Here is a 20,231-nt window from a genome sequence, read left to right on the forward strand (position 1 = left end):
CATAAGGCTTGCGGGGAACCAACTGACGCACCTCGCCGACCTGCACGCTCTGCCCCCGAAATAATGAGTGGCCAATGGCCAGGGCCGACGCCGCAGCGATCAGGTCAGTGTTGTCGCGACCCAGGATCAACAGCATCTTCAGAAACGAGTTGTCGGGGTGGCTGACCATATCCACAGTGGGACCATCAACGCGTGGGTATCCGGATAGAAAATGGGGACGCGTCTCGTTCGTTGCAAACACCACGGCATGTGAGTTGGGCAAGGCGTCGTAATGCACAGGTAGCTGCGCGCGCCGCCATCTGGATAGGCTCCCGAAATATGACGAAAGAATGGCGCCAGCTCGCAACTCGTCTCGTGAAGGAGCGGCCGCAAATACAAAGGGAATACTCTGGGGCGTCATGTCCTGTGTATCAAAGAAGGGTTCGGGCAAAAACGCAAGATCGTTCGCGATGGGCAGCATTTGCTGAACCAATTGAATGCGGGTGTCACGGCTGATGTCCAGCCATAAAGCACTATGGCTCTCGTCCTGACAGACATCGGTGTAATGACCGACAAACTCCAGACGCACCCGATTGAACCGCGTCATTACCCGAGGATCCAGTGCGATACTCTTCTGCTGCCGGGCACCGGGCTGCTCGACATCCACCGGAATCACCCCCATCAGCTCGTCATTCAAATACACCCTCAGATGAGACACACGCGGCAACAAAGCCGGTGACGGCGTAAAGAACAAATTCAGTTCGGCGGTTTCAACCACCTGGTCGCGCCGCAACGTGAACTCGAGCAACTGAGTGTTGCGTTGCCCCAGCAATCGAAACACTTCGCCGTACGCCATATCCGTCAGATACAAGGTCTGAGTTGTACGAGGCGGCTGCCGGTCCGGCGCAACAGGCCGGTTCAGCACCTGTGGGACCCCGCCGCTCAATTGCGCGGCTGCAGCGCTGCAAATAATTGCCAGACACAAGGCCACGAGCCATTTAAGATATGGATAACGCATGATTCAAGCCCTATTTTTATGCGGAAAGGGTGTGTGCGGCACAAATGACCACAACCACTTCATGAGGTAATGCGGGCCGTTGACCAGCCGCAGGAACAGTGACGGCAAGCTGGTCAGCATGCGCCAATAACCGCTCAGCCCTATTCTGGCAACCCCAAGGCCGCTTTTCAGCGGCTGATCCGACAAATATCTGTTCTGGCTCTGTATCCAGGTATCGCCGCGACCGAACGTGCAACGCAAGAACTCGACCTGCTGTCGAGGCGTACTAAGATCGAGCCCGATTCCCACCTGCGCTTCCTCGCACGAGCTGATATGCGCCGGAAAGCTGAACACTTTGCCGTTTTGCACAAGCCGAACGAACACCGGTTCACGTGGCTGAAATTGCTGTGGGCGGTGCAAGCGAACCCCAACTCCGCCACTGGAAAAATCCGTCAGCACAGCCGGAAAGAAACGCCCGTCTCGTGTTCGCACCCCCGCCTCCATCGACGACGGAACCCTGTGGCTGCGACGAAGCTGCGTGGTTTCGGCTGCCACAGCGATGGCACCGCCCAGCAACACCAGGTTGTAAAGGGTCCACAACATGGTCAGCGCCACCGTGCCGACCTCAGCGGAGGGCCCTGTCGACAGACGCCAGACGCCGAACCCGAGGCCGCCGACATTTGCCAGAGCCAGCACGACGTAAGGCGTTGCCATCTTCCAGTCGAAATAGGGCTGTTCGATCAGGCCCCCTTTGGCGGTGACATTGAACGCTCCTTTGGACGGCCAGAACAGAGCTACGGTGGTAGGTCGGGCGATGTACCACGACAAAACCGTTTCGTAGATTTCACCCCAGAACGTACGCCGATACGCACCTTGCATCCGGGAGTTCGCCACATTGGCATGCACCATATGAGGCAATACAAACAGCACCACCATCAGGGCCGGGGCGTAAATAATGTAGGCATGGGCCACCAGGAACGCCAGCGGTGCGGTCAGGTAGATGAGCCGCGGAATACCCGCTAAAAAATGCAGCATGGCGTTCAGATAGCAGAGGCGTTGCGCCAACGACAAGCCCGGGCCCAAGAGCGGGTTATCGGTGCGAAATATCTGGATCATGCCGCGCGCCCACCGTATTCGCTGGCCGATGTGTGCAGCTAGGTTCTCGGTGGCAAGCCCGGCTGCCAAGGGTATGCGCAAGTAGGCCGAGCGGTAGCCGCGGCGATGCAATCGCAGGGCCGTATGGGCGTCTTCGGTTACTGTCTCTACAGCAAAGCCACCGATGTCTTCCAGCGCGCTGCGGCGCAGCACCGCACAAGAGCCGCAAAAGAACGCCGCGTTCCATAAATCGTTTCCATCCTGGATCAGGCCGTAGAACAAGGTGTTTTCGTTGGGCTGTTTGCCGAAGTGATCCAGATTGCGTTCGAATGGATCGGGCGAGAAAAAATGATGCGGCGTTTGCACCAGGGCCAGCTTGGGATCTACCAGAAACTCGCCTACCGTCATTTTCAGGAAGGTCTGCGAAGGCACATGATCGCAATCGAAAACAGCAATCAATTCGCCGCTTGTCTCTTGCAGCGAATGGTTCAGATTGCCCGCCTTGGCGTGCTTTCGGTCGGTACGCGCCGTGTAATTGACGCCTGCCCTTCTGGCAAATTCTTTGACTTCAGGTCGATTTCCGTCATCCAGCAAATGAATGCGCAGCTTGTCGGCCGGCCAGTCGAGCCCGACGGCGGCGTAGACGGTGGGTTTCACTACGCCCAGGTCTTCGTTGTAGGTCGGTATGAAGACGTCGACCGTCGGCCAGGCACTTGGGGTTGGCGGCAATGGCTGCAGCGTGCGCCTCAGCGGCCAGGCGGTCTGCATGTACCCCAAAACCAATACCAACCACGAATACGTTTCAGCCACCAGTAAAGTCAGACCAAAAATAGCGTCTTGCGGTGTGTTCCAGTACAACGTGGCGGTGTATCGCCACCAGATATAGCGACCGGATGCAACCAGCGAAAGCACAATAAGCACCAGAATCGCGAAACGCCCAGGAATGCGCCGGATGATCAATGCAACCGCGAACAGCAGCACGACGAACAGAGTTTGCGCCCATGGCGTCAACGGCTGGGTAATGACCAAAGCAAAGGACACGAAAGCAAGCGCAAGTATGGCAAGCACCGCAGCAAGGGGGGGTGGCCGCCGCGTGCGCTCTGTGCCTCGAACGTGGTGCTCTACCACGCGCTGCATACGCGCGGATGCGCGCCTGACGAGTCGCAGCGCCACCACCCGCAAGGTGCGGGCCTGCCTGATTACCCATTGGTAGGCGCGCGGACGCGACGTTTCGTGCCCATCCAGACGTAGCAACAACAACGCGCCGATCACCCACACAGCCTGAAGGAGATAACGCAATGGGTCCCCAAACTGATAAGGCTTCTGGTCAAGGTGGGCAAACCACGGTTTTGAGCGTAAATGCCAGCGCTGCCAGGCCTCTCCTTCCAACGGAAAAAACACATGTGCAAGACCAACCAGGCCAAGCACCGAGAAGGCAACCAGCGGCCCCATTTTTCGTTCGCGACGCAAACGGCTGTAGCGACGCTGGCTCGCCGCATATAGATCTGGAGCAAGCAACAAACGTAAACCCCGGCCCATGCCAATCCCCCCGGTTTCCGATGCCCAAAATTTCTGCGAATAATTTCTTGCGCTACGCCGCTCTTAACGACGATATTGAATCCAGTCTCTTTGCCCCAGGCGTACGTAAGGCACGTTGTCATGGCTCAACAACACCGTGCCGGAGTTTTCAGAGACGGCGCGCGTGAGCGGCAAGTCGGCGGTCAGCGCATCCCAGTCGACCACCTCTTCATCAAACACAGGTCGCTGCACCATACGGGCCAACAGCTCTGACAGAGCCAGATAGCTCGTACCTTCTGCAATGCGCCGGCCTGCGGGCGCCGCTTTAGCGGGATGACCGATCAGCTTCACGCCGACCGGCACATGAGTGATGTCGGGTGTCGGAATCTCTCGCATGCCCGCAATCTGCATCATGTCGCCCTTCAGCGCGGCGCCGTGCTCGGGAACCAGCACAACGATTGCGCGTTGTCCGCTGCTCTCCAGCTGTTTGATGAAATGATGCAAGTCATCCAGCACCACCTTTCCCCGCGTCGCATACGAAGCAGAACGTCCACCCCCATCGGCCGTGGCTTCCCGGTTGCCGTCGTGCAGGGTGACCGAGTTGTACAAGACAGCCCTGGGCGAAGCGTCGTGTCCGCGCCCCTGCCACCAGTGGTTCAACGTTTCGTAATCGCCCCAGATCGGCGATCCGTCGAACGCCGTCCATCGGGGAGGCAACGCTGCCGGTACGATCGGCGCAGCCAAACTGGGGTGCAGGGTCAGATCACTGATAAAGTCCTGAAACTTGCCGTTGTGGTTCAGCACAGCCTGGGTCTGAAAGCCCATCTGCTTAAGGTTTTCAAACAGATGGCAGTGCGACGGCGCGGTATCGTACAAGGCCGAATGTGAAGGCTGCCCGCAACTAGCGCGAAGCAGTCGCCGTACTGCGGGGCCGCTATATGCGGTGGCCGCGTTGAATTCGTCAAAGATCACATCCATGCTTTTGATGAGTGGATGCTGATCAAGCTGCGTCGACGCCAGATCCGACCATGCCAGCGAGCAAATGCTCAAAAAGATAATGTCAAAATCGACGGCACCGGCAGAGTCAGGCGATGGATTGAACGCTGTAGCGCGAGCCGCCTCGGTGTCATGAAAATCGGCCAGCTCCAGGTTAAGGGTTTCCGTCAGCGACATTTTTGTTTCCGGCTGGGGCGCCGGTACATCCGAGTCGGCAACATGCGCAGACTGCGCCTGAACGTCGATAGCGGTCGTACGCCCGGCATACAGGTTCTGCAATAGCTGTTGCGGCCCATAATGGTCAGGTATCGCAGCGACCATCAGCGCAGCTACGCTCAAGACGGTGATACGCAGCCATTGCGAAAGAAACAAACACGCCACAATCAATAGAACTCCCGCTCCGACCATGTCCCAATTGATGAAGCGATTCAAGAGCTCCAACAGGTAAGGCGCAGAGAACTGCAGCACTTCGGGCTGCTCCAACAGCCGGCTGAAAGGCGGTAGCCACGAATCGTAATACAACAGTGCGATGCCCCCGGGCACAGCCAGAACGTGGCGCAACCGGTGCAGCCACAACGGCGGTAACGGCAAAAGCAAAATCGACGCAAACACCAGGTTGTAGAAGGCGTGGAAATTCAAATAGCCGGCCCAATACAAGATCAGCTTGGCAATAAAGTAAATGTTCCACAACCCCAAACCACGCCAGTAATCGCGCACGCTTGCAACGGAATCGCTTGTCATATTTAATTTCCAGCAAGTCGAACGAACAGGCCCAAGGCACTAACCATGCAGGTAGGACCAAAAGTAAATGAATCCGACAGTTCTCAACACTATCGAAACAGCCGGAACCAAAAGGCCTAAGGCGTTCACCCCAGCGCATTCATCGGACTGCTTCACCGGACCAGGGGCTGAACGTGTTATTATCTTGCGCTCGGAAGGTTGGCAGAGTGGTCGATTGCACCGGTCTTGTTAAATCGAGCGCTGTCGTGGAAACACGGCAGATGTAAGGAGTCAAATTCGGCGAAGCCCCTGGTTGCAAATACCGAGGTAATGCCGAGCGAAGCCTGACCATGTCAGGAACGTGTAGAGACTTGACGGCTCCCACCTAAAGCTAAATACCAGGGTGAAGGCAAAGTCCAGACTACAAACAAGCTTGGGCTTGGTAGCGAAAGCTATAGTGGTACGGAAAACCGGCAGGGGTTTGCGCCCCTCCAGGGTTCGAATCCCTGACCTTCCGCCAGACTTATCACCCACCCGCACAGGGCGTTTCGCCCATCGTCTGTGTGGCCTGGGCAAGTACGGGTAAAGGTTCGCGTCCATGGCGGAATTGGTAGACGCAAGAGACTTAAAATCTCTCGATCATTGATCGTGCCGGTTCGATTCCGGCTGGACGCACCATAGAAAAACGACCTAGCCCATTTGGCGAAACAGCCCGCCGGGTACGAAATATGCTTGTTCTCCCTGCCGCGCCTTTTGGCGCAACGCCAGGCAGATTCCTCGGAGAACACCATGAGACATTTCATCGCCTTTTCGCTGTGCACAATGGCCCTTGCCTGGACGATTCCAGGACAAGCCCAGGTAAGCCCCGCACCCGAAGCCGGGACGGCAGGCGCCGTCAGTGGCGGTAGTGCTGCCGACACTGGGGCAACCGGCAATGACGGCAGCGCCGCAGGCTCAGACGGCAGTGACAGCCGATCAGACCGGACCGAGACTTCAGATTGGGATGAAAAGAAACCCAAAGATGGTCAAGTCGGTGACAAAACGGATTTCAGCGGCAACGAAGGCGCAGACGACAGCCCTGAGGCCACGAACTCAGGGCGAGGCACGGGCCATGGTTCTGCCACCCTGGATTCGGGTTCGCCCGACAGCGGCGCGTCTGACGACTCCAGCTCGCCGGCCCGCAGCCCATCCAACGATTCAGGTTCGAGCACCAGCAATAAATCCAACGACGCCTCGACCCATCAGAACTGAGCCTCATACCACGCCAAAAAATATCCCCTTGGGCCTTTGCCCAAGGGGATATTCGTTTGACTGTCCTGCTGCATACCCCGGGCCGTCGAACGACGACCCTGATGGGGATGTGTTAGGAATCGATCAGGCTTCTGGCGAAGCTTCAGGCGCCGAGGTAGGACCGCCCTGAGCCTCGATACCGCCGATTGCCTTCATGGACAGACGCAGGCGACCCTTGTCATCCGCTTCGATGACCTTGATGCGAACGACCTGGCCTACCTTGAGAACATCATTGATGTTGTTGATGCGGTAGTTGGCAATTTCAGAAATATGCAGCAAGCCGTCGCGGCCGGGCAGCACCTGCACAATGGCGCCAAAATCAAGCAGACGCAACACCGGGCCTTCGTACTCTTGGCCCACTTCAACGTCGGCGGTAAGTTCTTTGATACGACGCTCGGCCTCGCGGGCTTTGTCGAGGTCAGCACTGGCAATCGTAATGGTGCCGTCGTCGCCAATATCGATTTGCGTGCCGGTTTCTTCGGTTAGCGCGCGAATGGTTGCGCCGCCCTTGCCGATGACATCACGAATTTTTTCAGGGTTGATCTTGACCGTCAGCATGCGCGGGGCGAACTCGGAAAGCTCGGTGCGCGAGCCATCGATGGCCTTGGTCATTTCACCCAGAATATGCAGACGACCTTCGCGGGCTTGAGCCAGCGCAACCTGCATGATCTCTTTGGTAATGCCCTGAATCTTGATGTCCATTTGCAGGGCGGTAATGCCCTGTTCGGTACCAGCCACCTTGAAGTCCATATCGCCCAGGTGGTCTTCATCGCCAAGAATATCGGTAAGAACCGCGAACTTGCCGCCTTCTTTGATAAGGCCCATGGCAACACCGGCCACGTGGTTCTTGATGGGCACGCCGGCGTCCATCATGGCCAGTGAGCCGCCACATACCGACGCCATCGAAGAAGACCCGTTGGACTCGGTAATTTCAGACACAACGCGAATGGTGTACTGGAAGTCTTGTTGCTCGGGAAGCATGGCGACCAGTGCGCGCTTGGCCAAGCGGCCGTGACCGATCTCACGACGCTTGGGCACGCCGAAGCGGCCGGTTTCACCCGTGGCAAACGGCGGAAAGTTATAGTGCAGCATGAAGCGGTCGCGTGATTCGCCCATGATCGAATCGATGATCTGCTCGTCTTGCTTGGTGCCCAGCGTGGCTACCACCAAAGCCTGGGTTTCGCCGCGCGTGAACAAGGCGCTACCGTGAGCCCGGGGCAAAACGCCCAGGCGAATACTGATGGGACGCACCGTGCGGGTGTCGCGACCGTCGATACGGGGCTCGCCGCCAAGAATCTGGCTGCGCACCAACTGCGACTCAAGACCGAACAGAATGTCTTCGATCTCGACATTATCGGGGGCGGCTTCGCCACGCGCCGTAGCGTGCTCAAGCATTTTAGCCTTGACGTCGGTGTAGATCTCGCGCAACCGGGCTGTGCGCTGTTGCTTCTCGCGTACGCTGTAAGCAGCCTGCAAACCTTCGAGCGCGGCCGCCTTGACAGCGGTGATGAGAATTTCGTTCTTGGGCGCTGGCTGCCAATCCCACTCTGGCTTGCCGGCTTCGGCAACCAGTTCGTGAATCGCATTGATAGCGGCCTGCATCTGCTGGTGGCCGAACACCACTCCACCCAGCATTACTTCTTCGGACAGCTCTTTGGCTTCGGACTCGACCATCAGCACGGCGGACTCGGTACCTGCCACGACCAGGTTAAGCTGCGACTCGCCTAACTGGCTGGTGGTGGGGTTAAGCACGTACTCGCCGTTGACATAACCGACGCGGGCCGCGCCAATGGGGCCGTTGAACGGTATGCCCGAAATGGCCACCGCAGCCGAAGCGCCAATCATGGCAGCGATGTCGGGATCGATCTCGGGGTCAACCGACACGGTGTGGATGATGACCTGAACGTCGTTATAAAAACCTTCGGGAAACAAGGGGCGAAGGGGACGATCGATCAATCGGGATGTCAGCGTTTCTTTTTCGGAGGGCTTGCCTTCGCGCTTGAAAAAGCCGCCCGGAATACGGCCGGCAGCGTAGGTTTTTTCGATGTAGTCGACGGTAAGCGGGAAAAAGTCTTGTCCCGTTTTGGCTTGTTTTGCCGCAACAACAGTTGCCAACACTACAGAGTCTCCGATCGAGGCCAGCACAGCGCCGGACGCCTGGCGCGCAATTTCGCCGGTCTCGAGAACCACCGTATGCTGACCGTACTGGAACGTTTTGGTCACTTTATTAAACATTACGGAATATCCTTACAATAAAAAAACCGTGCACACGGCGACGAAGGTCGCAATGTGCACGGTCGTACAAAATGGGGAGCTTGCCCCGGGTATCACTTACGCAGACCGAGCTTTTCGATCAGGGCGCGATATGCATCAGGGTTGCGGCCCTTGAGGTAATCAAGCAACTTACGGCGGCGGCTGACCATACGCAGCAACCCGCGGCGCGAGTGGTGATCTTTAAGATGGGTTTTGAAGTGATCGGTCAGTTCGTTGATACGTGCAGTAAGCAGCGCAACTTGAACTTCGGGGGAACCGGTGTCGCCTTGAGCGCGTTGAAATTGCGCAACAATATCGGATTTTTTGATGTCAGCAGCAGACATTTTTAGCCTCGTAAACATGCGTCAGGGCCGAGGTGCCCAGACGTGGTGAATGAAAAACATAAGGAATCGTAAGAGTAGTGCCATGCCCTTTGGCATGAGGTAATCTTAAGACTTCGGCATTATAACGGATTTGGGGCACGTCATGATTCCCACCTTAATGCGCCGCGCGTGGCCGGCTGTATTGTCGTCGTTTCTTTTACTTCAGGGCTGCACCTCGATCACTACGGCATCTCCCGGCACGCCGCTAACCCAGGTCGAAGCCGAGTTTGGGCGCCATAATTATTCGTGCCCGCTGCCCGACGGCGGCCGGCGCGTCATCTGGAGCCGTCAACCGTTCGGTCAATTCGCCTGGGGCACCAATGTCGACGCCCAGGGGCGCGTGGGCCAGATCACCCAGCTACTTACCGATCAGCATTTTCGTGTATTGAATGAAGGAAGCTGGACCGACGAACAGGTGCTATGCGAATTTGGCCCGCCCGCCGAAATCGACGCTGTGGGCATGCCCTCGGTACGGCAGGTTGTCTGGAGCTACCGCTACCAGCAAGACGGGGTCTGGAACTCTTTAATGTATGTATACATGGGCCCCGACGGCAAGCAGGTAACCCGCTTTCATCCGGGGCCCGACCCCATGTATGACCCCGACCGTTTCATGCCTTTTTGGTAAAAAAGCTTGCGCCCCCGTTAGCACGACAGCGCCGCTTAAGGCTGACCGCTCGGGTCGTCGTCACGCGGGGGGGCAATGGTATGGGGGGCTGGAGGCTCTGGAAACGGCGCGGCATCGCCCCCGCCCTCTTGGCGTTGCCGGCTCAAGTGTCGGGCACGGCGCCAGCGCCACAGCATAATCACCCACCCCGACAGCCCATAAATCACAAATAGCCCAAACAGCATCAGCGGCGGGTCGCTGGAAACAAACACAAAAACCGCGACCAGCACCAGCATGACCCAGAACGGCACGCTATGGCCAAGGGCGAATGACTTGCCGCTGTAAAACGGTGTGTTCGTCACCATGGCAATACCGGCGTAGACGGTAATAACAAAAGCGCACCAGGCAATGGTGGCCGTGCCCAGTTGCAGGCGGTTGTCTATGGCCACCCAAATAAAACCGGCCAGCAAGGCCGCCGCAGCGGGGCTGGGCAGGCCCTGAAAAAAGCGTTTGTCGACCACCGCAATATTAGTGTTGAATCGCGCCAGCCGAAGCGCTGCGCCCACCACATAGATAAAGGCCGCCAGCCAGCCCCAGCGACCCAGGTCTTGCAACACCCACTGATACATGACCAAGGCCGGCGCTATGCCGAACGAAGTCATGTCGGACAGCGAATCGTACTGCTCGCCGAAAGCCGACTGGGTATTGGTTAGGCGTGCCACCCGGCCGTCCATGCCGTCGAAGATCATCGCCACGAAGATGGCAATGGCGGCGATTTCGAAACGCCCGTTAATCGCCTGCACCACTGCATAGAAGCCGGCGAAAAGATTCGCCGTGGTAAAGACATTGGGTAGCAAATAAATGCTGCGCCGACGCCTGCTTTCTTCGGAAAAATTGGGCATAGTGTCTTTCTCTGTCATATGAAGCGGCTGCAGCTTGCCGCTTAACTTTCTTGAACGTCGACCATAGGCGGCAGTTCGGCCAGTACGGTGCTGGTGGCACTGACCTTGTCACCAATGGCCACGCGCGGGCGAGAACCAAGGGGCAAGTAAACATCAACCCGGGAACCGAAGCGAATAAACCCATATCGCTGGCCGTGATGCAGGGTATCGCCCACCTTGGCGTACGACAAGATTCGTTTGGCCACCAGGCCGGCCACTTGCACTGCAGTTACTACGTGGCCCTGTTTGGTCTTAAGCACCATGGCGTTGCGCTCGTTCTCGAGCGAAGCCTTGTCAAGCGCGGCATTGAAAAACTTGCCCGGAAAATATTCGGTGGAGAGCACTTCGGCATCGACCGGCGAGCGGTTGGAGTGCACGTTGAATACGTTCATGAACACGCTGATTTTCAATGCGTCGCGGTTGTTATGGTAAGGGTCTTTTGCTTCTTGAACGACGACAATGCGGCCGTCGGCCGGACTAAGTACGTTCAGCTCACCGTCGGGCGCCACACGTGCGGGGTCGCGAAAAAACTGCAGCACGAACAGCGACAGCAACCAGAACGGCAGGCTCGCCCAACCGGACCAGAACGTGACCAACAGCGAAATAACAACAATACCGGCCAGAAAAGGCCAGCCTTCGCGGGCAATGATGGGGTGAGGATAAGAAGGTTTGTTCATCGTAAGTGGAAGAATAACCGAAAATGGGAACAGATCCGCATGCAGCCGCCCGGTCAGGCCGGGCCTTGCCGCACTCAGGTAAAACAACACGCCCCGCAGGGGCCGGAACCAGTCCGGCGTGCGGGGCGTGTTGTTGGGCGAACTGAAGCGATTAGTTCTTGCTCTGGTCGACCAGCTTGTTGGCGGCGATCCAGGGCATCATGGCGCGCAGCTGGCTGCCCACCTGCTCGATTTGCGACTCGGCATTGATGCGGCGACGCGAGATGATGCTGGGAGCGCCGGCGGCGTTTTCCAGAATGAAGCTCTTGGCGTATTCGCCGGTCTGGATATCTTTAAGCACATCACGCATGGCTTTCTTGGTCTCGTCCGTAACGATGCGGGGGCCCGTTACGTACTCGCCGTACTCGGCGTTGTTCGAGATCGAGTAGTTCATGTTGGCGATGCCGCCTTCGTAGATCAGGTCGACGATAAGCTTGAGTTCGTGCAAGCACTCGAAATAAGCCATTTCGGGTGCGTAGCCGGCCTCGACCAGGGTCTCGAAACCCGCCTTGATCAGCTCGACGGCACCGCCGCACAGAACAGCCTGCTCGCCGAACAGGTCGGTTTCGGTTTCTTCGCGGAAGTTGGTTTCGATGATACCGGCGCGGCCACCGCCGTTTGCCATGGCGTACGACATGGCCAGGTCACGCGCCTTGCCTGTGACGTCTTGATGAACGGCGATAAGGTGAGGCACACCGCCGCCTTGGCGGTAGGTGCCACGAACCGTATGGCCCGGTGCCTTGGGAGCGATCATGATGACGTCAACGTCGGCACGGGGCTGAACCTGGCCGTAGTGCACGTTAAAGCCGTGGGCGAAGGCCAGTGCGGCACCGGCCTTGAGGTTGGCTTCGACGTGGTTGCGGTATACCTCGGCGATGCTCTCGTCGGGCAGCAAGATCATGACAACGTCGGCGGCTTTCACAGCGTCGGCCACTTCCTGAACTTTCAGGCCGGCGTTCTCGGCCTTGCTCCACGAGGCGCCGCCCTTGCGCAGGCCGACCACCACGTTCACACCCGACTCGTGCAGATTGAGCGCGTGTGCGTGACCCTGCGAACCGTAGCCGATGATGGCAACCGTCTTGCCCTTGATCAGGGACAGGTCGCAGTCTTTGTCATAGAAAACTTTCATTAAATGCTCCAAACTAAGCTTGACGGGCCGCCTATGCCGGCCCGGATTGGATAAGTGAAATCCGTCGGTTGAATTGGGGCTGAGTACAGCTGCCAGACCCGTGATTTTAATTACAATTTCAAAATACGTTCGCCACGGCCAATACCCGAGACACCAGTACGCACCGTTTCAAGGATCGAGCTGCGATCCAGGGCACCCAGAAAAGCTTCGATCTTGTCTTGATCTCCGGTTAATTCAATGGTGTAGGCCTTGTCGCTTACATCAATGATGCGGCCCCGGAATATATCGGCCATGCGCTTCATTTCGTCGCGTTCTTTGCCCACCGCCCTGACCTTGACCATCATCAGCTCACGCTCAATGTGCGGGCCTTCTGAGAGGTCGACCACCTTGACCACGTCGATAAGCCGATTAAGGTGCTTGGTAATTTGCTCGATGACGTCTTCGGACCCTTTCGTGACGATGGTCATGCGGGACAACGTGGCGTCTTCAGTGGGGGCGACCGTTAGGGTTTCAATATTGTAGGCGCGCGCCGAGAACAGCCCCACCACGCGCGACAGCGCGCCCGGCTCATTCTCCAGAAGAATGGAAATCACGTGTTTCATTGTTCTGTCCTTATAGATCTTCGGCGCCGAGCAGCATTTCGGTCAGGCCGCGACCGGCCTTGACCATGGGCCACACGTTTTCGGTCTGGTCGGTGATGAAATCAAGAAAGACCAGGCGATCTTTGTACTTGCCGAAGGCCTCACGCAGCGCCGGCTCGACGTCAGCGGGGTTTTCGATGCGTACGCCCACGTGGCCGTAGCTTTCGGCCAGCTTGACAAAATCGGGCAGCGCATCGACATAGGATTCGGAATAGCGCGAGCCATAATCAATCTGCTGCCATTGGCGCACCATGCCCAGATAGCGGTTGTTCAGGCAAAGCACCTTGGGCGTAAGGTGATACTGCTTGCAGGTAGAGAGCTCTTGAATATTCATCTGAATGGAGCCCTCGCCGGTAATGACCGCCACGTCGGCATCAGGGTTGGCCATTTGCACACCCATGGCATAGGGCAGCCCCACACCCATGGTGCCCAGGCCGCCCGAGTTGATCCAGCGACGCGGCTGGTTGAAGCGGTAGTACTGCGCCGCCCACATCTGGTGCTGACCCACGTCTGACGTAACAAACGCGTTGCCGCCGGTAACCTCACACAAGGTTTCCACCACGTATTGCGGCTTGATCAAGGTGTCGGAGTTGGCGTAGACCAGGCACTGCTTGCCGCGCCAGGTTTCTACCTGCTGCCACCATTTTTCAACCGCGGCCTTGTTGGGCTCGGTTTCGACCGCGGCCTGCATATACAGGGCGTTAAGGTCTTGCAGCACATCTTTGACATTGCCCACAATAGGCACGTCGACACGAACCCGCTTGGAAATGGACGACGGGTCGATGTCGATATGAATGATCTTGCGCTGGTTCTGGGCAAAATGCTTGGGGTTGCCAATGACTCGGTCGTCGAACCGGGCCCCTACCGCCACCAGCACATCGCAATTTTGCATGGCCATATTGGCTTCGTAGGTGCCGTGCATGCCGGGCATGCCCACAAAACGCTGGTCGTCGGCGGGGAAGGCGCCCAGGCCCATCAGGGTGTTGGTGCATGGTGCGTTCACCAGCTCAACCAGCTGACGAAGCTCTTCGGCCGCGTCGGACAACACTACGCCGCCGCCTGAGTAGATCATGGGGCGCTCGGCCGCCAGCAGCATTTGAACGGCTTTCTTGATCTGGCCGTGGTGCCCTTTTACAACCGGCGTGTACGAGCGCATGGACACCTCGCCTTTCTTGGCGGTGAACTTGTACTTTGCAACGGTAATGTCTTTGGGGATATCGACCAGCACCGGGCCGGGGCGACCGGTTTGCGCAATATAGAAGGCGCGGCGCATGGTTTCGGCCAGGTCTTTGATGTCGCGCACCAGGAAATTGTGCTTGACGCAAGGGCGCGTTATGCCCACGGTGTCGCATTCTTGGAAGGCGTCGGAACCGATGGCGGTGGTAGGCACCTGACCGCTAAGTATGACCATCGGGATGGAATCCATATAAGCCGTCGCAATACCGGTAACGGCATTGGTCAGCCCTGGCCCGCTGGTTACCAGCGCCACCCCGACCTTGTTCGAAGACCGCGAATAGGCATCGGCGGCGTGCACGGCAGCCTGCTCGTGGCGAACAAGAATATGCTTGAATGAATCTTGTTGATAGATGGCATCGTAAATGTACAGCACTGCGCCGCCGGGGTAGCCAAATACGTGCTCTACACCTTGCTCGGCCAGGCATCGTACGACGATGTCGGCACCGTTGAGTTCCATGTTGTAGTCCTTTCGTAACCAGTACGAATGCCCTGATCGACCACCAAAGGCCTAAGCTGCACCGGCCACGACAGGATGCTCTGAGGCTTGATGGCTCACGGAGCCACTCCGCCCAGATACCGTGTCGTACCCATGCCCACTCGTCAAGACAAAGTACGAGCGTTTATTAAACGCGGGAGGTAGAAACGGATGCCGTGGCGACACACGCTTGTGGCGCGGCCCTCGGCCAATTTTGATACAGGCGTAAAAAACGGGCGGATGGCCCGAACAATAGTGCCCACAGAGCCGAGCAACGGATATTGCGCCCGGCCAAGTACACCACTTTACTGCATTGCACAATGCAAATCAATCGAAAACGGCTCACCGTGCCGCAAATGTCGCAGACAACCCACGGCGCGGCTTTATCGGCCGGCAAGGCCGACGCGAGCGTTAATGCACCGCCCCCATGCTCGCCCGACAGGGTAAGATACCAAGCTATCCGACCCACCTGATGTTCTTCGCCGCCACATGGCCACGCGCATTCCGCAACTACAACGTTTCTTCTATAGCCATTACTTTTTTGGCGGGCTGCGTCAGGCCCTGGGGGTCATGATGCCGGCCCTGCTGATCGGGGGCTTGTGGCAAGCCTACGATATCGGCATGATCGCCGCCATTGGCGCCGCCTGCGTGGCTGTCATCGACCAACCCGGCAGCCCCCGACGCTACAGCGTAAACACCATGCTCGGGGCCGTGCTGTTGGGCACGCTTACCGTGGCCATTACCGGCCTGGTCTCCAGCCACCCCATTGCGCTGTGGCTCACCATACCGCTGCTGGGCTTCGCTTTTTCCATGCTTACCGTTTATGGTCAGCAAGGCGGGCTCATGGCCTTTGCCTGCCTGCTGATCATGACGCTGACCATGCGCACCCCGCTAAGCGGTCAACAGTTGCTATTGCATATTGGGTATTCGCTGGCCGGCGGCCTGTTCTACTTTGCCTACAGCTCGGTGGTGCGCCGGGTGTTCTGGCTACGCGAAGAGCAACAAGCCTTATCGGTGGCATTGTTTGCAACCGCCGATTATGTCGAGGCGCGCTCGCGCTTTTACGACGTGCACACCGACCTGGACACCACGTATCGGCAATTGATCCGCGCGCAGGCCGAGATGATTGAAAAGCAGCAGGCCGCCCGCAACACGGTTCTGCGCGAACAGCCCAGGGGCAGCGGGCGGGGCGACCGCCAGCGCATGAAGGCACTGAACCTGTTCATTGACATGGTGGCATTGCTGGATACGCTTATCGCCACCCACACCGATTACGCTACGCTGCACCGCGAGCTCTCGGACAGCGACGTTCTGGTGTTTGCCCGTGACACCTTGGTGAAACTGTCGGACAACCTGCAACAGATTGCGCTGTGCACGGCCCGCAACCAGGCCGCCCTAAGCCGCCATAGCGCCAAGGCCGAGCTGCGCGCAATCGAGTACGAACTTGAACAGTACCGGCAAAATGGTTTTGCCCAAGCCCACCCCGAGGTTTATGCGCTGCTGGTTCAGGTGTTAAGACGACTGCGCAACGGTTCACGCATTGTCGAGCGCATGGCCACTCATACCCAACCGGGTGCGGACACCACACTGGTCGACCAGCGGCTGCACAAAGCGCTGGACCGTTTTATTTCGCGCAGCGAATTGCGGTTCGGCATGATCACATCGAACCTGCGCCTGGATTCACCCCACTTCCGTTACGCCTTGCGGGTGGCAATCGCCATATTGATCACACTGGGCGTGGTCACCCTGATCAACGCCGGCCTGACACGACAGCCGCTAGGCGCCGACCTGGAGCTGCATGGCTATTGGGTGATTCTTACCGTTATAGTGATCATGAAGCCGGGCTTCGCGCTGACGCGGCAGCGCAACGGGCTGCGCCTGGCGGGCACCATCATAGGCTGCCTGCTAACCTTGGTCTTGTTTGCGCTTACCGATAACGCCGACGTGCTGCTGGCGGCGTTGATCATGTCGTGCATCCTGGGTTACAGCCTGGTGCAGGTCAGCTTCATGGGCACCGCAATATTCAAGACCGTCATGGTGTTGCTGGCTTTTCACTTAATTTCACCCACGACAAACGCCTTGATCGGCGAGCGCCTGATCGACACAGCCTTGGGCTGCGCCATTGCGCTGATCAGCAGCTACATACTGCCCTGGTGGGAACACAACTACATGGAATCGCTGGCCAAGGCATTGCGCACGGCCAACCACCGGTACTTCAGGGCCGGCTTACATTATGCCGAGCTGATCCGCGCGGCGCGAGGCAACACTGTGTCGCCCGAACTGCGCGACAGCCGGGAAGCCGAGCAGCTGGAAGCCGACATGGCCTGGCGCCTGGCCCGAAAAAATGTCTACATTGCTTTCGGCAATTACGCTGCCGCCTTTTATCGCATGGCTGCCGAACCCGCGCGCCGACAAAAAAACGTACCCGAGCTTAACAACCTGCTGGTTCAGAACCACGTGCTGACTTCGCAGATAAGTGCTGCCGTGCCTTTGCTGGCCACGCTACTTGCCGTACCTGCGGGCATCAATCAGGCACTTGAAACGGTCGAAAGCTTGCTTCAGGGTAAGGACGCCACCCCGCCAACCTCGCTGGAAACTGAAGGGGAACTGGCCACGCTGGCCTACCCACTGCGCCAGATGATGACGGCAGCGCAACTGATACGCCACGAAATGCAGGCGCTGGAATCGCCCTGCCCCGAAGATGCTACGCCACCAACCATAACAGGATTGCGCAGCGAAGCCGGGGGCTGACGCCCTCTTGCCATAATCACGCTGCTTCAGTGTGTACCGGCTGCCGCAAGCCCTCGGGCCAGAAATACCAGACGGCACACAAGGTCTGCACCGCCAACATGGCTATCCAGGCCGTCAGGTGTGCCTGCGCCGGATAAACTCCCTGAGCGATGGGCGGCCACAGCTCCACGATCCAGCCGATGGCGTTTTGCACGGCGAAGATCATGAAGAACACCAGCATGTTGAACGTGGTGTTGACCCGTCCCCACATGGCAGGCGGGTATCGCACGACAAAAATGGCAAAGACCAGTACGCAACATGCGCCGAACAGCCCGAAGCTGCCCCAAAGCACGCTTTTTGGAATGGGGGCATCGAGCATGATAAGCCCTTGAACCCCCACAAAGACGGCCAGGCAAAGGCCGCAAAACATGGTAAGGCTCATGCCCAGGCGTTCGACTCGCCGGGCCAGCACCCCCGACACCAAGCTGCCGCACACTGCCGAGAGCCCCACCAAAGAAACCAGGGCGTCGGTCTGTACCAGCCCAGCCTGGTTCACATCGAGCAGATAGGGTTTCATCCATAAAGACTGCACGGCGTAGAACATGCCGCCGCTGACCGAAGGAAACAGCGACAGCTTCCAGAACCGCGAACTGCAAAGCAAATGCCAGGTACCCCGAAACTGCGCCCATACCGAAGGCCGGACAGATTTGGACGCCGCACCTTTCGGTTTTTGGGCATCTACCGCGCCAAACCACAGCAGGCCCGCTACGACCAGCGTAAGCACGGCCATACCAATGCTGACACTGCGCCAGGTCGCCACCTCTAGCACCAAGGCCAGCGGCGTTCCTACCAGCGCCCCGCCCAGGCCGCCAATGGCGATCAGCGCGCCATTCAGCATCGCTACCCGATGGGCCGGAAAGTGCTGCGCCAGCGCCTGCAGCGCCGCGCCCATGCATACAGCCACGCCCACGCCTATAAGAATGCGGCCCACCATGAGCGGCACCAGTCCATCGCCCAACGCAAATACCACAGACCCCAGGGCGGCAAGCACCATCAAGGCGGCAGTGACCCTTCGCGGCCCCCAGGTATCCAGTGCTGCGCCGGCTGGAATCTGCGTGACGGCAAACCCCAAAAAGTACAGGCTGGTCAACGTGCCCAGGTCGCCCGCAGACAGGTTGAGTTCATCGATCAGAAACGGCGCAAAGCCGATATTCAGCCCACGGAATATATACGAAACAAAATAGCCCGCCGAAAAGAAAATAAATACGCGTACTGCTGCGTTCATATGTCCGATTCCAAGTAAAAAGCGGGCATCCGGCCCGCCGGTGAAACGTAAAAGCCAGGTCTTGACCGGCTGATATCAAGCTTGCCGGCTAGGCGGACTGTTTACGCCGAAACACCAGCTTGGTTTCGGAGGATGATTGCTTGTGATAGGAGTAGCCTTCGGACGCGAAACCCGTTAACGCATCCGGGGCATCGATTTTGTTTTCAATGACAAAGCGCGCCATCAGTCCGCGTGCGCGTTTGGCGTGAAAACTGATGATCTTCCAGTCGCCGTTTTTATAATCCTGGAACACGCACTGAATCACCCTGGCCTTCAGCGTTTTTAGATCAACCGCCTTGAAGTACTCTTCGGAAGCCAGGTTCAGCACCGTGGGCTCGGCCTGGCCTTCAAGGCGCTTGTTCAGGTATTGCGCAATTTGCGGGCCCCAGTATTCGTACAGGTTCTTGCCTTGCCCGGTGGCCAGACGGGTACCCATTTCAAGGCGGTAAGGCTGCATCAGGTCTAGCGGACGCAATACGCCATACAGCCCGCTAAGTATCGCCACGTGCTCTTGCGCCCACTGCAATTGCTCGTCAGACAACGAAGGCGCGTCCAGCCCTTCGTAGACATCGCCGTTGAAGGCCAGGACGGCCTGGCGCGAATTTGTCTGGGTGAACTTGGGCTTCCAGGCCGCGTAGCGTTCGACATTCAGCTGCGCCAATGCATCGCTAAGTTTCATCAGCGCGGCAACTTCGCTGGCCGATTTTTCTTTGAGCACGTCGATCAGCCCGGCAGCCTGTTTCACGAACAGCGGCTGGGTGTGCAGCGTGCTGCGTACAGAAGAATCGTAATCAAGTTTTTTCGCGGGAGACAATAGCAAGAGCATTTCGTTTACCTGTTTTCATCCATGTGACCGCGGCGTGTACCTGGGGCAGCCTTGAGTTAAAGCATGCCCGCACCGATAGGTTGGTACGCCTTTATCGGCCTACACTATACGCGATACCTGCATCGCCAAAAGACAACGTTGGGTAGCCCTTAGCGAGCTGTCCAGCCGCCGTCAATCGACATGGCCGAGCCCGTCATTTGCTCGGCCGCCTCTGAAGCCAGAAACACCGCCGCGCCTCCTAGTTGCTTGGGCGTGACAAACTGCAGCGAAGGCTGTTTTTCACCCAACAATCGCCGCGCCGCGGCATCAAGGTCGATGCCCTGCTCTTTGGCGATGGCTTCGATCTGTTTTTCGACCAGCGGTGTGCGTACCCAGCCG

At 58.0% G+C, this 20,231-nt stretch carries 16 protein-coding genes and 1 tRNA gene; 4 read left to right on the forward strand and 13 right to left on the reverse strand.

Going from position 1 to position 20,231, the window contains the following annotated elements; translation table 11 throughout:
- The 3 genes from VL003_RS11530 to bcsG form a co-directional block, all read right to left on the reverse strand.
- The coding region (locus VL003_RS11530; protein WP_325442613.1) for a cellulose biosynthesis cyclic di-GMP-binding regulatory protein BcsB at positions 1 to 997 on the reverse strand (997 nt) is incomplete at its 3' end.
- Positions 998 to 1,000: 3 nt separating this feature from the next.
- Complete coding sequence (bcsA, locus tag VL003_RS11535; RefSeq protein ID WP_325442615.1) at positions 1,001 to 3,592, reverse strand: UDP-forming cellulose synthase catalytic subunit; 2,592 nt, start codon at positions 3,590 to 3,592, stop codon at positions 1,001 to 1,003.
- A gap of 81 nt (positions 3,593 to 3,673) precedes the next feature.
- Positions 3,674 to 5,326: a cellulose biosynthesis protein BcsG gene (gene bcsG, locus VL003_RS11540; protein WP_325442617.1), complete on the reverse strand. Its 1,653-nt coding sequence runs from the start codon at positions 5,324 to 5,326 to the stop codon at positions 3,674 to 3,676.
- Positions 5,327 to 5,897: 571 nt separating this feature from the next.
- Between bcsG and VL003_RS11545 the strand changes: the two genes are divergently transcribed.
- Positions 5,898 to 5,983: transfer RNA gene (locus VL003_RS11545), tRNA-Leu, on the forward strand.
- A gap of 111 nt (positions 5,984 to 6,094) precedes the next feature.
- A complete protein-coding gene (locus tag VL003_RS11550; protein ID WP_325442619.1) occupies positions 6,095 to 6,556 on the forward strand; it encodes a hypothetical protein in 462 nt (153 codons plus the stop codon).
- A gap of 123 nt (positions 6,557 to 6,679) precedes the next feature.
- Here VL003_RS11550 and pnp read toward each other — a convergent pair whose 3' ends face one another.
- Entirely contained in the window at positions 6,680 to 8,830 is a 2,151-nt protein-coding gene (gene pnp, locus VL003_RS11555) for a polyribonucleotide nucleotidyltransferase (RefSeq protein WP_325442621.1), read from the reverse strand.
- A 92-nt stretch (positions 8,831 to 8,922) separates the two neighbouring features.
- Positions 8,923 to 9,192, reverse strand: coding sequence for a 30S ribosomal protein S15 (gene rpsO, locus VL003_RS11560; RefSeq protein WP_325442623.1), 270 nt, complete (start codon positions 9,190 to 9,192; stop codon positions 8,923 to 8,925).
- Positions 9,193 to 9,334: 142 nt separating this feature from the next.
- Here rpsO and VL003_RS11565 point away from each other — a divergent pair, with 142 nt between their 5' ends.
- Positions 9,335 to 9,856 (forward strand): hypothetical protein, encoded by a 522-nt coding sequence (locus VL003_RS11565; protein ID WP_325442625.1) that lies wholly within the window; start codon positions 9,335 to 9,337, stop codon positions 9,854 to 9,856.
- 35 nt (positions 9,857 to 9,891) lie between these two features.
- On the opposite strand, the gene pssA is transcribed toward VL003_RS11565, so the two are convergent.
- From pssA to VL003_RS11590, 5 genes are all read right to left on the reverse strand, one after another.
- Positions 9,892 to 10,737: a CDP-diacylglycerol--serine O-phosphatidyltransferase gene (gene pssA / locus VL003_RS11570; protein WP_325442642.1), complete on the reverse strand. Its 846-nt coding sequence runs from the start codon at positions 10,735 to 10,737 to the stop codon at positions 9,892 to 9,894.
- A 41-nt stretch (positions 10,738 to 10,778) separates the two neighbouring features.
- Positions 10,779 to 11,453: a phosphatidylserine decarboxylase gene (locus VL003_RS11575; protein ID WP_325442627.1), complete on the reverse strand. Its 675-nt coding sequence runs from the start codon at positions 11,451 to 11,453 to the stop codon at positions 10,779 to 10,781.
- Between the two features lie 151 nt (positions 11,454 to 11,604).
- Positions 11,605 to 12,621, reverse strand: coding sequence for a ketol-acid reductoisomerase (ilvC, locus tag VL003_RS11580; RefSeq protein WP_325442629.1), 1,017 nt, complete (start codon positions 12,619 to 12,621; stop codon positions 11,605 to 11,607).
- A 110-nt stretch (positions 12,622 to 12,731) separates the two neighbouring features.
- The gene (ilvN, locus tag VL003_RS11585; protein WP_325442630.1) at positions 12,732 to 13,223 is read right to left on the reverse strand and encodes an acetolactate synthase small subunit; all 492 of its coding nucleotides are present in this window, start codon (positions 13,221 to 13,223) and stop codon (positions 12,732 to 12,734) included.
- Positions 13,224 to 13,233: 10 nt separating this feature from the next.
- Positions 13,234 to 14,955, reverse strand: a complete 1,722-nt coding sequence (locus VL003_RS11590) for an acetolactate synthase 3 catalytic subunit (RefSeq protein ID WP_325442632.1) — start codon at positions 14,953 to 14,955, stop codon at positions 13,234 to 13,236.
- Positions 14,956 to 15,462: 507 nt separating this feature from the next.
- Here VL003_RS11590 and VL003_RS11595 point away from each other — a divergent pair.
- Entirely contained in the window at positions 15,463 to 17,724 is a 2,262-nt protein-coding gene (locus VL003_RS11595; protein ID WP_325442634.1) for an FUSC family protein, read from the forward strand.
- A 16-nt stretch (positions 17,725 to 17,740) separates the two neighbouring features.
- Here the strand turns inward: VL003_RS11595 and VL003_RS11600 are convergent, their stop codons facing one another.
- The 3 genes from VL003_RS11600 to VL003_RS11610 all read right to left on the reverse strand — a co-directional run.
- Positions 17,741 to 18,988, reverse strand: coding sequence for an MFS transporter (locus VL003_RS11600; protein WP_325442636.1), 1,248 nt, complete (start codon positions 18,986 to 18,988; stop codon positions 17,741 to 17,743).
- Positions 18,989 to 19,076: 88 nt separating this feature from the next.
- Complete coding sequence (yaaA, locus tag VL003_RS11605; RefSeq protein ID WP_325442638.1) at positions 19,077 to 19,853, reverse strand: peroxide stress protein YaaA; 777 nt, start codon at positions 19,851 to 19,853, stop codon at positions 19,077 to 19,079.
- A gap of 149 nt (positions 19,854 to 20,002) precedes the next feature.
- A partial coding sequence (locus VL003_RS11610) for an SDR family oxidoreductase (protein ID WP_325442640.1) occupies positions 20,003 to 20,231 on the reverse strand: 229 nt, incomplete at its 5' end.

The organism is Pusillimonas sp. (assembly GCF_035515275.1).
Classification (GTDB): Bacteria; Pseudomonadota; Gammaproteobacteria; order Burkholderiales; family Burkholderiaceae_B; genus Pusillimonas.

What these genes read in the sequence shown, in the direction of transcription:
- VL003_RS11565 (WP_325442625.1), top strand. Translation starts at nt 9,335, where the DNA reads ATGATTCCCACCTTAATGCGCCGCGCGTGGCCGGCTGTATTGTCGTCG.
- pnp (WP_325442621.1), bottom strand. Translation starts at nt 8,830, where the DNA reads ATGTTTAATAAAGTGACCAAAACGTTCCAGTACGGTCAGCATACGGTG.
- VL003_RS11595 (WP_325442634.1), top strand. Translation starts at nt 15,463, where the DNA reads ATGGCCACGCGCATTCCGCAACTACAACGTTTCTTCTATAGCCATTAC.
- VL003_RS11575 (WP_325442627.1), bottom strand. Translation starts at nt 11,453, where the DNA reads ATGAACAAACCTTCTTATCCTCACCCCATCATTGCCCGCGAAGGCTGG.
- VL003_RS11590 (WP_325442632.1), bottom strand. Translation starts at nt 14,955, where the DNA reads ATGGAACTCAACGGTGCCGACATCGTCGTACGATGCCTGGCCGAGCAA.
- rpsO (WP_325442623.1), bottom strand. Translation starts at nt 9,192, where the DNA reads ATGTCTGCTGCTGACATCAAAAAATCCGATATTGTTGCGCAATTTCAA.
- VL003_RS11550 (WP_325442619.1), top strand. Translation starts at nt 6,095, where the DNA reads ATGAGACATTTCATCGCCTTTTCGCTGTGCACAATGGCCCTTGCCTGG.
- pssA (WP_325442642.1), bottom strand. Translation starts at nt 10,737, where the DNA reads ATGCCCAATTTTTCCGAAGAAAGCAGGCGTCGGCGCAGCATTTATTTG.
- ilvC (WP_325442629.1), bottom strand. Translation starts at nt 12,621, where the DNA reads ATGAAAGTTTTCTATGACAAAGACTGCGACCTGTCCCTGATCAAGGGC.
- yaaA (WP_325442638.1), bottom strand. Translation starts at nt 19,853, where the DNA reads ATGCTCTTGCTATTGTCTCCCGCGAAAAAACTTGATTACGATTCTTCT.
- VL003_RS11600 (WP_325442636.1), bottom strand. Translation starts at nt 18,988, where the DNA reads ATGAACGCAGCAGTACGCGTATTTATTTTCTTTTCGGCGGGCTATTTT.
- bcsG (WP_325442617.1), bottom strand. Translation starts at nt 5,326, where the DNA reads ATGACAAGCGATTCCGTTGCAAGCGTGCGCGATTACTGGCGTGGTTTG.
- ilvN (WP_325442630.1), bottom strand. Translation starts at nt 13,223, where the DNA reads ATGAAACACGTGATTTCCATTCTTCTGGAGAATGAGCCGGGCGCGCTG.